The 14,178-nt window shown below is 65.5% G+C and carries 11 protein-coding genes and 1 pseudogene; 9 read left to right on the plus strand and 3 right to left on the minus strand.

The window, feature by feature from the left end; all coding sequences use genetic code 11:
- Positions 1 to 13 precede the first annotated feature (13 nt).
- From EV656_RS02520 to EV656_RS16460, 4 genes are read left to right on the plus strand one after another with little or no spacing between them, the layout of a single operon-like run.
- Positions 14 to 634, plus strand: coding sequence for a TetR/AcrR family transcriptional regulator (locus tag EV656_RS02520; protein ID WP_132599110.1), 621 nt, complete (start codon positions 14 to 16; stop codon positions 632 to 634).
- A complete protein-coding gene (locus EV656_RS02525) occupies positions 625 to 1,935 on the plus strand; it encodes an efflux RND transporter periplasmic adaptor subunit (protein WP_132599112.1) in 1,311 nt (436 codons plus the stop codon). Before EV656_RS02520 ends, EV656_RS02525 begins: the two co-directional genes overlap by 10 nt.
- A complete protein-coding gene (locus EV656_RS02530) occupies positions 1,932 to 5,072 on the plus strand; it encodes an efflux RND transporter permease subunit (protein WP_132599114.1) in 3,141 nt (1,046 codons plus the stop codon). The genes EV656_RS02525 and EV656_RS02530 overlap by 4 nt, the downstream gene beginning before the upstream one ends.
- 12 nt (positions 5,073 to 5,084) lie before the next feature.
- Positions 5,085 to 5,228 (plus strand): hypothetical protein, encoded by a 144-nt coding sequence (locus EV656_RS16460; protein WP_165918924.1) that lies wholly within the window; start codon positions 5,085 to 5,087, stop codon positions 5,226 to 5,228.
- A 144-nt stretch (positions 5,229 to 5,372) separates the two neighbouring features.
- On the opposite strand, the gene EV656_RS02535 is transcribed toward EV656_RS16460, so the two are convergent.
- Positions 5,373 to 5,771 carry a hypothetical protein gene (locus EV656_RS02535; RefSeq protein ID WP_132599116.1) on the minus strand — a complete coding sequence of 133 codons (399 nt, stop codon included), beginning with the start codon at positions 5,769 to 5,771 and terminating at the stop codon, positions 5,373 to 5,375.
- Positions 5,772 to 6,248: 477 nt separating this feature from the next.
- Positions 6,249 to 6,500: pseudogene (locus tag EV656_RS02540) on the minus strand (integrase core domain-containing protein); the annotation flags it as partial.
- 245 nt (positions 6,501 to 6,745) lie between these two features.
- On the opposite strand from EV656_RS02540, the gene EV656_RS02545 reads away from it, so the two are divergent.
- The 5 genes from EV656_RS02545 (at position 6,746) to EV656_RS02565 (ending at position 13,795) form a co-directional block, all read left to right on the plus strand.
- On the plus strand, positions 6,746 to 7,258 hold the full coding sequence (locus EV656_RS02545; RefSeq protein ID WP_132599120.1) for a hypothetical protein: 513 nt from the start codon (positions 6,746 to 6,748) through the stop codon (positions 7,256 to 7,258).
- 209 nt (positions 7,259 to 7,467) lie between these two features.
- Entirely contained in the window at positions 7,468 to 9,546 is a 2,079-nt protein-coding gene (locus EV656_RS02550; protein ID WP_132599122.1) for a hypothetical protein, read from the plus strand.
- Between the two features lie 119 nt (positions 9,547 to 9,665).
- The gene (locus EV656_RS02555; RefSeq protein ID WP_132599124.1) at positions 9,666 to 10,265 is read left to right on the plus strand and encodes a hypothetical protein; all 600 of its coding nucleotides are present in this window, start codon (positions 9,666 to 9,668) and stop codon (positions 10,263 to 10,265) included.
- A 105-nt stretch (positions 10,266 to 10,370) separates the two neighbouring features.
- Positions 10,371 to 12,290 (plus strand): hypothetical protein, encoded by a 1,920-nt coding sequence (locus tag EV656_RS02560; RefSeq protein WP_132599126.1) that lies wholly within the window; start codon positions 10,371 to 10,373, stop codon positions 12,288 to 12,290.
- Positions 12,290 to 13,795, plus strand: a complete 1,506-nt coding sequence (locus tag EV656_RS02565; RefSeq protein ID WP_132599128.1) for a hypothetical protein — start codon at positions 12,290 to 12,292, stop codon at positions 13,793 to 13,795. The genes EV656_RS02560 and EV656_RS02565 overlap by 1 nt, the downstream gene beginning before the upstream one ends.
- Before the next feature lie 150 nt (positions 13,796 to 13,945).
- Here the strand turns inward: EV656_RS02565 and EV656_RS02570 are convergent, their stop codons facing one another.
- A complete protein-coding gene (locus tag EV656_RS02570) occupies positions 13,946 to 14,137 on the minus strand; it encodes a hypothetical protein (protein WP_132599130.1) in 192 nt (63 codons plus the stop codon).
- Between the last annotated feature and the right edge of the window lie 41 nt (positions 14,138 to 14,178).

The following is a 14,178-nucleotide window of genomic DNA, read 5'->3' on the forward strand; positions in this document are numbered from 1 at the left end:
TATTGAGGAGATCATGACAGCCCGAAAAAGCGCCGATCTGCGTCGGGCCGACATCGTCGAGGCGGTGCTCGACCTGCTTGCATCGGTGTCGCCCGAACGCCTGTCGACCTCGCGCATCGCGGCCAAGGTCGGCGTCAGCCATGGCGCGCTGTTTCGCCATTTCCCGACCAAGGATGACATCTGGCGCAGCGTGATGGAGGAGGTCGAGCACCGCGCGCAGCGGGCCTGGGCGAAGGCTTCCGAGATCGGCGGTGGGCCTCGCGACAGGCTGCGCATGTTGTGCCTTGCCCAACTGGGGCTGATCGAACAGACGCCAGCCATTCCAGCGTTGGTCATGGCACCCGGCCGTCACGTCGCAGAGGATTCGGTCAGGCCGATTGTTCTTCGTCTAATGGCTGGCTTGATGGATCGGATGGTCGCCCTCGCGCGTCAGGCCAAGGCCGCCGGGAACCTGCGGGGCGATCTGCAACCGGACGACATCGCGGCCCTGTTGCTGGGGATATTGCAGGGTCTCGTGCTACGCTGGTCGCTGTCAGGCCGTGGCTTTGATCTGGTGACCGAGGGTGATCGCCTGGTGTGCCTTCAACTGCGCCTGATGGCGCCCAGTCAACCCCAAGAGGTCTCATGCGACTGAAACCCTTCATCGGCTTTCTCGTCCCCGTCGCCTTGGGTGTGGTCCTGACGGCGGGTCTGGTCTCGCGCGCCGAACCGCCCGCGCGCAACGCCATGGCGGAACGCAGCGCGGCGGTTCGGACGATGATGGTGGCCGAACGACCAGTCCGGCCTATGGCGCGCGGCTATGGCGCCGTCACCCCGTCCCGCACATGGGCCGCGGTCGCCGAGGTGGCCGGCAGCGTCGTCTGGCGCAGCCCCGAGCTTGAGACCGGCACCCTGATCCGCGCCGGGCAGGTCGTGCTGCGCCTCGATCCGACGGCCTACGAGCTGGCGCTTGCCCAAGCCGAGGCCGACCGCGCGGTGCTGCGGGCCGATCTGGCGCAGCTCGAGGCTGAGGCGACAAACACGGGCCGGTTGCTCGAGATCGAGCGCCGCCGCCTGCGCCTGGCCGAGGCGGAGTTCCGGCGCGTGCGCGCGCTGGTCGACCAGGGCACCGCGCCCGAAGCACAGGCGGACGCGCAGGAACGGGCCATGCTGCAGATCGAACGCGGCGTGCAGGAACTGACCAACGCGCTGGATCTGATCCCCAGCCGCCGCGCCCGGCTGACCGCGCAGATCGCCCGCGCCGATGCGGTTCTGGCGCGCGCCCGGCGCGATCTGGAAAAGACGGAAATCACCGTTCCCTTCGATCTGCGCGTCGCCGAGGTCGCGGTCGAACAGGACCAGTTCGTCGCCGTGGGCCAGCCGCTGGTGCGGGGCGACGGGATCGCCGCGGCAGAGGTGACGGCGCGGATTCCGCTGGACAGCTTCCCGCGGCTGATGGGGCGCGCGCGGGCGGACGGGGCCGAGGGGCTGGCGCTGCTGGAACGCGCCGACCTTCGGGCTGACATCGCCGCCGAGGTCCGGCTGGTGGGCGCGTCCGGCCAGACCTGGGCGGCGCGGCTGGTCCGGGTGGGCAACGCGCTCGACCCGCGGACCCGGACGGTTCCGGTCACGGTCGAGGTCGCCGACCCCTATGCCGGGGCCAACCCGCCGGACCGGCTGGCACTGGTGCCCAACATGTATGTCGAGGTCGTGCTGACCGGCCCCGAGGGCGCGCCGCAGATCGCCATTCCCGACCCTGCGGTGCAGGCCGGGGGCATAGTCCACCTGCGCGATGCCGAAGGCCGGCTGGCGCTGCGCGCAGTGACGGTCGCCTTTCGCCAGGATGGTCAGGCGATCGTTTCGGACGGGCTTGCGCCCGGGGACGAGGTGGTGCTGGACGATCTCGTTCCCGCGATCCCGGGCATGCGGTTGATCGCGGTGGAGGCCGGGCAATGATCCGCTGGTTCGCCGGGCATCCGACCGCGGGCAACCTTTTGTTGATCCTGCTGCTGGCGGCCGGCGCGATCGCGGCGCCGACGCTCAAACGCGAGACCTTTCCCGATTTCCGGCCCGTCGAATCCGAGATCACCGTCGTCTATCGCGGCGCCTCGGCCGAGGAGGTCGAGGATGCGATCTGCCGCCGCCTGTGGGATGCGCTCGACCCCGTCGAGGGGCTGGAGGAGCTGACCTGCACCGCCGCGGACAACCGCGCCCGGGCGGTGGCGACGATGGCGCCGGGCGGCGATGCCCTGCGCTTCGTCAACGACATCCGGACCGAGGTGACGGCCATCGACGACCTGCCCGCCCGCGCCGATCCGCCCATCGTGCGCGAATTGCACCGCACCGATGCGGTGACCTCGGTCGCGGTGGCGGGCGACCTGCCGGCCGTGGCGCTGGACCGCTATGCCGAGGAGTTGCGCGACCGGCTGGCCGCTCTGCCGGGCGTGGCGCGGGTGGCCCTGTCGGGCTTTGGCGAGCGGCAATTCCGCATCACGGTGCCGCGCGCGGTCCTCGCCCGGCACGGGCTGACCGCCGCCGGGCTGGCCGGCATCGTGGGGGCGCAAAGCGTCGATCTGCCGATTGGCAGCCTCGAATCCCCCGGCCGCGATCTGCGCCTGCGCTTTGTCGACGAACGCCGCACCATCGCCGAGCTGGCCGAGTTGACCGTGCTGGCGACCCCCGAGGGCGGAATGCTGCGCCTCGGCGACATCGCCGAGATTGTCGAGACCTACAGCCCCGAGGAGGAACGCGCCCGCCTCGACGGGCAGCGCGCCGCGTTCCTCGAGGTGCACAAGTCGCTTGAGGCCGACGCGCTGCGCGTACTCGACGCCGTCGCCGCCGTGGTCGAGGCCGAGAGTGCCGCCCTGCCGGACAGCCTGCGGCTTGAGATCGTGCAGGACATGACCTCGATCGTGCGCGACCGGTTGCAGATGCTGGTCAGGAACGGCGCGATGGGCCTTGTCCTCGTGCTGGCGATGATGAGCCTGTTCTTCCGGCCGCGGTTTGCGATCTGGGCGGCATTCGGGCTGCCGGTGGCCTTCCTCGGGGCCTTCGTGGCGATGGCGCTCATGGGGCTGTCGCTGAACATGATCACGCTGGTCGCGCTGTTGATGGCCATCGGGATCGTGATGGACGATTCCATCGTGATCGTGGACAGCATCGTTAGCCATGCCACCGACGGCCGGTCGCGGCTGGAGGCAGCGGTCGCGGGCACCCTTGCGGTTCTGCCGGGCGTGCTGTCGTCATTTGCCACGACGGTCGCGGTGTTCGGACCGCTGTCGTTCCTCGCGGGGGAACTGGGCGCCGTGCTCGAAGTCCTGCCGCTGGTGCTGATCGCCGCCCTTGCCGCCAGCCTGATCGAGGCGTTCTGGGTGCTGCCCCACCACCTAAGCCACGGGCTGAAGGCGGCCGAACGCCCGCCCTCGCGCCTGCGCCGCGGCTTCGACAGGGGGTTCGAGGCGATGCGGGAAAGGGGTGTCGGCCGCGCCGCCGATTTTGCCATCGCCTGGCGCTATCCGGTCGCGGGGCTCGTGCTGGCGCTGATGATCGTCAGCGTGGGGGCCGTGCGCGGGGGCCTCCTGCAGCGCGAGGCGATCCCGGCCATCGACGGCGACGTGTTGCAGGCGCGCATCCTGATGCCGCAGGGCACGCCGCTCATGCGCACCGAGGCGGTCGCCGATCACGTGATCGCGGCGCTGATGCGCACCGATGCGGCCCTTGCGCCCGACCAGCCGGGCGGCGCGGCGCTGGTCCGTTCGGTCCAAACGCGGTTCAACCTCAACGCCACGGCTGGCGAGGGTGGGCCCCATGTGGCCACCGTCAGCGCCGACCTGCTGGGCGCCGAGATCCGGGCGACGACGCTCGACGAGATCACCGCCCGCTGGCAGGCCGAGATCGGCGACGTGCCCGGTGTGACCGAGATCGTCCTGACCGAGCCCGGGATCGGGCCGCAGGGCATCGCCATCGAGATCCGGCTGTTCCACGACGACCTCGACGGCCTGCGAACCGCGGGCGACACGCTTCTGGCCGAGGTCGCGGCCTATCGCGGGGTCTACAACGCCACCCACGACCTTCGCCCCGGCCTGCCCGAACTGCGCCTGCGGCTGAAGGAGGGGGCGGCGGCGCTGGGGCTGACCGCGGCCGATGTCGCGGGGCAGGTGCGCGCGGCCTTCCTCGGCACGATCATCGCCGATGTGCAGCAGGGCGACATCGCCCACGAGATCGAACTGGAACAGGCCCCGGCGGACCGCAACGCCCGGGACGACCTGACCGATTTCACCGTGACGCTGCCCGACGGCTCGGCCGTGCCGCTGACCATGGCCGCCGATCTCACCGAGGCCCGCGGCTGGGCGCGCATCACCCATGTCGACGGGCGGCGCACGCTGACCGTTCAGGCCGATGTCGACACCCGCATCGCCAATGCCGACGCCATCGTGAAGGCGCTGCGCGAGGGGGTCCTGCCGGGCCTTGTCGCGGATCTGCCCGGCCTTGGCGTCGAGATCGGTGGGCAAAGCGCCAATTCCGCCGAAACGGTCGGTTCCATCATTCGCGGCTTCGTCATCGGGCTGGTGGGGGTCTACCTGATCCTGTCGCTGCAGTTCCGCAGCTATGTCGAGCCGGTCATCGTGATGCTGACCATCCCGCTGGCCTTCATCGGGGTGATCTGGGGCCATGTCGCGATGGGCTACAACCTGTCGATGCCCTCGATACTGGGCGCGGCCTCGCTGGCCGGGATCGTGGTCAACAACGCGATCCTGCTGCTTCAGGTGATCAACGCCCGCGCGGCCGAGGGCATGGACCTGGCGCGCGCCGCCGGACAGGCAAGCCGGGATCGGTTCCGCCCGATCCTGATCTCGGTCTCGACCACAGTGATGGGGATGGCGCCGCTTCTGTTGGAGTCCAGCACGCAGGCGCAGACGCTGAAACCCCTCGTAATCTCGGTGGTCTTCGGGCTGCTCGGGGCCACGCTGCTCGTCCTTATCGTGCTGCCGGCGCTCTATGCGATACTCGCAGATCTGACGTCGAAGCCCGGAATTGCACCCGCCGTGAAGAAGGGCGTTCCAAGCACCGTAATGGGCGACCGGATAAGCTAAATTTCTGTCATCATGCGCGGTTCGGATGCCAGTGCCGAAATGCACGGCGCGTCGGAAGAGGTCTACGGCTCGCTGATCCGCGCCGTTCAGGTCGACGCCACGGGCCATGCAGCGTCGGCGGTGAACGTCTCGAAAGGGCTGGCCTACGACATCTGATGGTTTGTGTCAGGTATTCGCAATACCTAACGATGTGCGGTGCGCCAGCTGCGTGATTTCGCAGGCGCAGCGAATGGCTGGAATGACGGGCCGCGCCGCGCCGCGGCGGAGCGAGGCGGTGGTGAATGGCCGGAACGGGCCGTTCTAGCCCTTAGGACTTTGTACACGAGAAACACGATCCGCCTCGGCTAGGCCCGATCGGATCCTCCTCAACATTTCCATCCGTTCGTGCGCGCCCTCGGGTGCCCGGGGATCAAGGCAATAGACATCACAACCACGCTCAAGCTCCACGCGGTGTCCCAGCCGCTCCAACAAGCCTGTGGCTTCTGCCCGGATTGCCCGCCGTCTCGCCGTATCGTGGTCAACACCGTAGACCACGAGAAATGCGAAATTCGGCGGCCCATAGTGGCACTGAGCGCAGAATCCCAGGTCGAGATCCGGATGCCGCGCTTGCATCTCCACTTGGACCAGGGACAGGTCCTCGACGCGCGTATCCTGCGGCGGAGAGCCATTTCGATCGGTTGGGCAAATCTGGTCGTTCATCGTCATACCTTGCAATTGTTGTGAGCGAAAACGGCGACCGATCAGGATTAGCCGCCGCATTGAAGGCTGTTCTCGGCTGGCCGACGGCAAAGAGCTCCAGCAGGAATGATCGCACCTCCTTGATGCTGCGTTTTTCTGGTCCGTGCCGGGGGTCATCATCATCAGGTCACCCGACCTGAAGAGAATTTTGGCTCTTTTCTTTCCGCTGAAAGAAATTTCTTAAAAAAATGATGAGAACGCGATCAGGATGAGCCCGTCTTAGTTGTGGAGCTCCTCTCGTCCTTCGCGCCCAGAGCCTCTAACCCGAGCAAAACCATGGGACCCGGTCGGTCGGACAGATCAGGATACACACGAGAGAAAACGAGGGGCAGATGAATTCCGAAAAGGACATCGCGCATGACCTGCTCCCCTTGGAGCCGGCGCTTACATGTCAGCTCTGTTCAGGGTTTGGTCCTCTTTCGACCGTTCATGATACACTCACGGGGTGAGCTCGTCGCGGCCCGTATGGGGGCGGTGATGGTTGTTGTCGTCGCGCCACGTCGCGATCAGGCTGCGGGCATTGCGCAGGTTGGCAAACAGGTGTTCGTTGAGGCATTCGCCCCTGAAGCGGCCAATAAAGCTCCCGACAAAGCCGTTCTGCATCGGTTTCCCCGGCGCGATGTAGTGCTATTCGATCCGGCGCTCCTCCGGCAATTTGAGGATGGCGTTCGATGTCAGCTCCGTGCCGTCTTTCTATGGCGCGACGCTCCGAGACGTGAGGCTGTCGTGCCCCGCAATCTGACATCGAAATCGGGCCGAAGGCGAAAAACCTTTTTTCTGAACAACATAGATGGTTCTCCCCTTTCTGTTTGCGGTCGCCCGCCGGGTGCGGCGACCGCAAACAGAAAGGAGGAAAGACAGACAGAAAGAAGGAGCTTCCGGAACCTTGACGCGGCGCGATGGGCGTGCCGCAACCTGAGAAGGACCTACATTCAATGTCCCCGGATGATTTCACACCCACCCCGGAACTCCTCGCCGCTGAAGCTCTTGGCGCCGCCAAAGATGCCGCACCGGTTCTGCAAAGCGCCATGGGCCTGCTGTCCCATCGCGATCGTCTGCTCTTGCGGGATTGCACAAGGGCATGCGCCAACGGTCAGCTGTTTTCGGAGCGTGCGCGCGCCGACCTTGCCGTACTGCTCGAACGGCTGGACGAAGAGGTCGAAGCGGAAACCGACTGGCGCTATATCACCGTGCAGGCCGGCGCTATCGGCGAGGAACCCCTCTATGACGGCGTCCTCCGGGCCGTCCGCACCGATCGGGGGATGCGCCTGGAGGCCTGCCACCAGGCGCTGGCGCGGGTGGCGCATGCGGTCTTCAGACTGCAAGCGCTTCTTGAAGCGGAGCAATGTGTCGAGGTGCTGCGCAACTCGATAGCGGACCGGAATCGCCGAGCAGGCGACAAGGCGGCAGCTCGCACCTTGTCCAAGCTCGAACATCGCCGTTGGTGAGTTTACGCACGGGCCCGGCGTCGAGCCGGGCCCGGGGCGCTCTTTGGTATGAAGCTCATGCGCCCGGATGCCACACCACGCCCGCAACCTGCCGGTTTCCGGCGGTGCTGGTCCGATCCCAGATCATGTCCGAAACAAGCGCGTGGCCGCGATCCTTAGCCCTTGGGGCGATGTTCGCGTCCCGCATCTCGACGAGGAGGCATTCCGAGATGATGACACTGGAGAAAATCTATCACGCGCTCGGCGCGGATCCGCTGCCTGCACCACTCGATCTCCTGGGTGACGGGTTTGCGCATCAAACCGCCCTCGGGCTCCTGGCAAAGCTAGAGGGTATTCCTCTGCGGGGCCTCGGTCGTCTCTCGACGGAAATTGCGGTGCGTTATCCGTTTGACCGCGTCCCTGTTCATGCGCGTTCCCTGTTCGAAAACGACCTCCGTCGCTACCGCTCCTGGCGCCGTCTTGTTTTCGACAGTCTTACGCTGGGATTCGGGCGGCCGGTCGACCCGGATCCCTGGACGGGCGTGTATCGCCTCGCGAGCTTTCTTCACGGGAAGAGGCTAGCGAGCGCGGTCTACAACTTCCGGGCCCGCCTGCCTGCGGGAACCCTTCCCCGGGATGTCACGACCGCGCTCGCGCATGCCTGCGACCGCGACCTGTCGGGCTCAGAACGGCAGTCCTTTCGGCGCGGGGCACTGATCTTCGACAGCCTCTTCGGACAGGATGCCTTCCTCGGCTTCGGTCTCCTGCCGTCCAACCCGATCGGAGATTTCCCGGACTGGGAGCATCACGCGACACAAGCGCCTTTGCCCCCGAAATTGGAGGATGCCTACGAAGCTGCGCCTGCGCAGATCCGCGCGGCGTTGCCATTCATCTGGCACATCGCGCTACGCGCAAAGGTATTCTGCGAAGGCGACAACCCCTCCGGCGAACACCTTATGTCCGACGCGGCGCGCGATCGCCTGATCGCGATCACGCCAGCAGAATTCGGGTTCTCGGCTCCTTCGGAGGGAACCTACCGGTCCTACATCACGCGGCTGACACGCTATTTCCGACCCGAGGCGGAGTTCCCGCCGATTGCCGTTCAACGGCGCGGGCCGGCTGCAGTGGGCTGGCATGATTTCAGATCGCGGCTGCGCGCCTGTGGGGTTTCGATGCAGCGAGCGTCCGTGCTCTCGGTGCTTTCGACCCGCGCGGAAAAGGCTGGCCTCGGACCATCCGACCTGACGCCCGGCTGGTGCGCAGAACAGGAGGCAGACCTGCATGGCCCAAATCGAAATGCTTTCAGGACCGCGTGCTTCCTGATCGATGAGGTGCGGGATCTGCCCGGGCTCCCGCCGTCTCTCCTGCCGGCAACGCCCCTCGGTCTGGAGCGCAAGCGCGCACTGCCTGGGGTTGGTAAAAAGCCTAAACCCGCTAAGGCCCCCACCGAGCCCACGGACCCGGTCGAGGCCGCCTGGGGCGTGTTCTTCAGGCGGGCACGCCACGATGGCGTGTCCGCGAGCGCGCTGCACCCGCTCTACACCATTAGATCTGCCGCGCAAAAAGCAGGCCTCCGGCCGTGCGATCTTCGGCCAGACTGGTTGGCTTCGGTGCGCGACAGCGCCACGCGATCGCAAGCCGCGAAACTCAACATGGCATGCCGGCTGCTCGATACGCTCAAGGAACGTGACTCCCTCGCCCCGCTCTTGCCGACCATGCCCCTGTCGCTTCCGGATCGCCGGAGATCCGCTGCGGGCCTTTCGAAGGTTGCCATGGCCGAACTCGACCGGATCATCGCGCTGCAGGGGGTCTCGGAGAGCACGGCGCGGGCACACCGTATTGCGGTCAAGGCCCTCGCAGAGGTGACCGGCGTTGCGCCTGAGGACGGCAAGGCATTGCATCGGCTCCTCGCGCGCGACCCCGGTTCCGTCGATTGGCAACACCATTCGGGGCAGGCATCGCGCTATTCCAGTGCGCTCCGCAAGCTTCGCATCATCGCGCAACTCTCTCGGCACGAGCAATGGCACGGGCTGCAGGTGGCCGTTGTCGCGGCTGGCGTCGCGTCACGCGACAATCCCGTCCCCTATTTCTTCACGCTGGCCGAAGGCGACAGCCCCGGGATCCTTACCGCGTACTGGGTCACGGCACAGGCGCGCGCTTTCCGCTCGACGGTTCTCCATCCGCCGCATGGCCGCGCCGACCTCGCGGAAACCCTCGCGGCAAATGCCGCGCGCCTTGATGCGCTACACGAGATCCCCTGCCTGCGCGACAGCGGCCTGCTTCCGCCAAGGCTCGGCGTCACCGGTTGATGCGCGCCCGGATCACGGTGCGCGCGTCCCGGTGACCCCGCGGCCTCGAAAATTTTTTCGCCCTACGATTTCCGTCTGATCTTCATCGGACCGAACTCCTCGAAAAGAGGAGACGGTCCATGACACTTCATCCAGACCAGCTGCCCAGGGTGGTGCCGGAGCATCGCGGTTTCCTGACGCGCGAAGAGATGGGATTCTATTTTCGGGTCGGCAAGAACGAGGTTGCCGGGATCGCGAAACGCTTCGGCGTCCGCCCACTCGAGGGGCTTTTTCCCGAACGCGCGCTCTGGCGGCAGATCCTTGGGCTCGAACCGGTTACAGCGCAGGGCGAAGACCTGCTGCGCCTCCAGTTGCAGGACATCCACTGGGTCGCCGGTCGCACCGGCCGGGCCGTGTCGACGCTCCGGAACCGGATCCGGAGCGGCAGCTTCGATTACCCGCCAGGCGTCCAACTAGGAGCGATCTCGCCGGGGCGGACACCGCGCCTGCGCCGATGGCTTCCCGAAGTGATCGAGGCCGCGCGCGAGGGACGCGCGCTCGCGGGCATCCGGCCGGTTCCGCGCCAGGCACCGCTCGCGCAAGCCCGCGACAAGACTCCGCTGGCGGCCTGCGACGGCACTGCCCAGGACCGGGCCTGCACAGTGGCACCCGAGCCCGGGGCCGTTCTCGCGGCCATTGCCAGTGGCGCCATGCCCCCCGCGGTCAAGCCCCCGCTGTAACGGAATCCCTGTCCCTTTCGGCTCGGGAAAAGGACAGGGAATTCATTACGCCTCACCCGATAACGGCCAATATTCCCGATAACGCTGACAAATGGAGTTTCTGCAATGACAGCGCATCCGACATTCGAAGACATCCTGCGGGCCGGTGCGGCCGACCCTGACAACACGGTCCGCCGATATGCCGCCGATCTCGACAAGATGCTGACACTCAACGGGATCACGAAAGCCCATCGGGCCGAGATGGCCGGAACGGTTGAAACCTACCTGGCAATCGCACCGAAAGTCAGCCCCGAGGATGTGCAGCTGGCACGCCTGATCGGCGCAAGAGGCTGGACCCCCAAGACCTACACGCAGTACCGGAGCAACGGAAGACGGATGATCGAGCACGTCACGGGGGACCTTGCGGCACGCCGGGCCGTTCGAGATCGGGACGATGAATGGGAGGTCTTAAGTGACCGCGCCGGGCGCCTCAGAGCCGAGGGCCTGCTCACGAAGCACGAGTTGGCCGGCCTGCGTTCGCTCGCGCTCGCCGCGCGGCGCCGTGATATCCTGCCAACCACCCTCACGACGTCTCTTGTCCAGGATCTCGTTGACGCGGCAGCGAATTACGATGCGCGCAAGCAGATCAAGAGGGGAGCGACATGCCTGAACCGGCTCCGCGACCTGACATCGTTGCACAATCTTCTGCCCCCCGCCCCGCTCGGGGTCATCGAGACCGCGACCCGCCAGCCGGTCCCGCTCGAGGGACCGTACGCGGTGGAAGCAGCCCGCTGGATCGAGACCGCGACCACGACCATTCCGGACAATATCAAGACCGCCGAGGCGCGAGAGACATTCAAGACCCAGCATGCGGAAGGCTCGCGGGGGATCTTTCGATCCGCGCTCAATCGCTACATCCGGACGGCAACAGCTCTCGAAGCTCACGCATCCTGCCCGCCCGATGGACTCGCCGGGTTGTTCGATCCGGCGACCGTTGAACGGGTCATCGCCAGCTGGATCGAGGACACCCGGGCCGAGGCGCGAACGGCCCTCTCGAAGCGGTCCCTCTACAGCTACGTCGACAAGCTGCGGATCACGCTCAGTCGTAACGGGTATCGCGCCGAAGCCCAGAAGGTCATGGAGCTGCGCAATGATCATGCCTTGCTGATCGAAGGGCGCATGCTGTCCCAGTTCATGTCCGCGACGACCGAGACATGGTGTCGGAACCTGATCGAGGACGAGGAAAAGACCTGCCTCTTCGAGTTGCAGCACGTTCGTTACTGGGAAATCGCCAAAAAAACACTGGCGGCGGCCGCGGCCGAGGGGTTCGATCTCGTCAGGTTGTCCCGCCCGGATGCCATGAAGGCTCTTCCACGCAGGAAGCGTGCCCGGGCGAAAAAGCTGCTGCGTCGTGCCCGGAGGTTTGGTGTCTGCGCGGCCTACGCCGCGATCGGTCGGGAAGGCGTCCCGTTCCGCATGTGCAACATGTTGGCACTCTGCTCGGGCGGTCCTGTTCCCACGTTCTTCGATCATTCCGGCGCGGACGCGCCCCGCTTCGTGGTGAAGGTGCCGAACGAACTGATCAAGAACGGCGATTCTCTCACTATGCGCAACCAATCGATCCCCCCGATCCCCTTCGCCCAAGGTGAGGAAGGCTCCTTTGCCTTCGATATTCTCATGTTCTTTCGCGATGAAATCCGGCCTCTCTTTCCCGGTGCGTCAGCGTCGGAGGCGCTTTTTCCGGGACTGAATCCCGGAGATCACCATCTCAACGAAAAGACATTCAATAGGTGGCTGATGGCCTGTTCCTCCGAAATCGGTCTGCCGATGAAGTCGCACAATTTCCGGCATGGCGAAGCCTCTCTGATGATCAACGAGGACCCCTCGTGCATCGAGACCATTGCAATGACGCTTGGCGACAGACCGGATACCGTACGGCGCTATTATGCCTTCCTCCATCCGCAGAAACTGCTCCGTGAAATGCAGAAGAAACGCAATGCACGCCGCAAGGAGCTCATTGAAGCCCACCAGGAGGTCGCGGCCTGATGTCCCTGAAAGACGTTTTCCAGAAGCCGCACTGGCAGCATTTCCTCGGCCTTCCGGGTCTGGGCGATCTGGCAACACCCGCCATTCTTGCTGCGGACGAGTTCTTCGACTTCATCGCGACACACGGCATCGCGGCGCCGGGATCTTCGGATTTCGCGACCTGGGCGCTCAATGCCGGTCCCGACGCCGCGGACAGGCGGCTCCTCGATCTCGGGCATGCCCTCGCAACCTGTCTGCCCGGTTTCGAGGGCCAGATCGCCGAAGCTCGGAAATTCGTGAAGGCCAGCATACGCTCGACCGCGCTCTCGTCTGCCAAGGGCAAACCCGCAGATGCCCCGGGGGCAATGCACAGCCCGGTGCGATACGAACCCTGGGATCCGATTGCGCCGCCCGCACGCCCGGCGCCTGTTCCGCGCCGCGTGTCCGTACAGCCGTGGGAACTCCCGCAGGATTGGCAAACCGCTCTTCGCCGGGCCGCCACCGGCATGCCCCGGAATGGGGTCGCCATCGCGCCCTCCATCGTCAAGCGCATGCGCGAAAAGCTCTGCCAGCTTGCCTGGAGCGCGCGGAAGGCGGGGCTCGAGCCTGATCTCAGCCCCGAGGTGACGGAACAGTACCTCGTGGACCTTCGGACACGGATTGAAAAACGGCGCGACGGTTTGCGCTGGGCAACATTGCGCGCCAGCTTCGAAGAACTGCACCGCTTCAGCCGGTTGATCGGCGCGCCCGGGGATACCGTGACGCATCTCTCCCGGATCTACTGGGATCTTCATGGCCGTGAACGGTTTCAGCTCGCTCTCAAGCATTTCAGAATCCTGGAAACGGGTCACACGACCGATTCCGTCCTCGACCTCGCAGAACAGCTACTTCATACCGCCAACACGCTTGAAAACGCCAACAAACGCCACCGGATGCGCAACGCGAGCTGTATCCTTGGCCTTTATCCGATCGCTCCGCTTCGGAACGCGTCCGCCTACCTCGTATTCGGTGAAACGCTATTTTGGCACGGGAACCAGTGGATCATTGATACGTATATTCAGAAGACCGCCCGGCATACTCCCGAGCGGTTCGTCATGCCCCTCGAACCCGAGACCGGTCGTTTCATCGATGCCGTCATCCTCGGCGACCGCTCCATCCTTCTTCTTCCGGAATTGCGTCGGCAGGTCCAGGAAATGCAGCGCCCTCTTTTCATTCTCGCGAACGGCAAACCGGCTGCCAAGAGCTATGCACCCCGGATTTTCAAGGCGCTGACGGGCAACAGCTTCACGACGACCCGCTCGATGCTCCACACGGACGAAGCCATTCACAATGGCGAGGCAGGCGTCGATAGTGCCCGGGCAGCTTGCCATCAGAAAGCCGGAAGCCGGATCGTCGAAAAATATCAGCTCGAGGCGGTCATGCGGCATGCAGTCGAACATAGCCGAGAGGCGAGTCGGAAGCGGCGCCTTGCATTGCTCGCGAAGACTGAAACCTCGTTATTTGAAACGGCGCCGCCCCTTGGGTGACAGGCGGGGCGCGAGGCGCTCACACGAGCCTCGACGTGCTGAAGGTTCGGCCACGCGCTCGACTGCCCGCGCTATTCAGCGGGCCGCTACCGGGACCTTGAGACACGCGCGGTGCGCTTCCGGCTGCCGCGCGATAGGATCCCGGTATCATCAATCGGGGCCGCCAGCCCGACCGAGGGCGCGACGCCGGGCGTAGAAGGATTTCTCGCTCACCGAAGGCTGCCCCATCGTCTCGGTGAAAGCGTCGAGCCATGCGGCTTCCTCGTCCTCCGTCAGCTGTGTTGTGTCGAGCTTGCCTTCAAGGGCTGCGGTGATGCGGGCATGATCCACGGGGCGCGCCATGATCACCTCCTGTGAAGATGCATCAGATGGGACCGGACGAT

It is taken from the genome of Rhodovulum adriaticum, assembly GCF_004345735.1.
In the GTDB taxonomy this organism is placed as follows: Bacteria; Pseudomonadota; Alphaproteobacteria; order Rhodobacterales; family Rhodobacteraceae; genus Rhodovulum; species Rhodovulum adriaticum.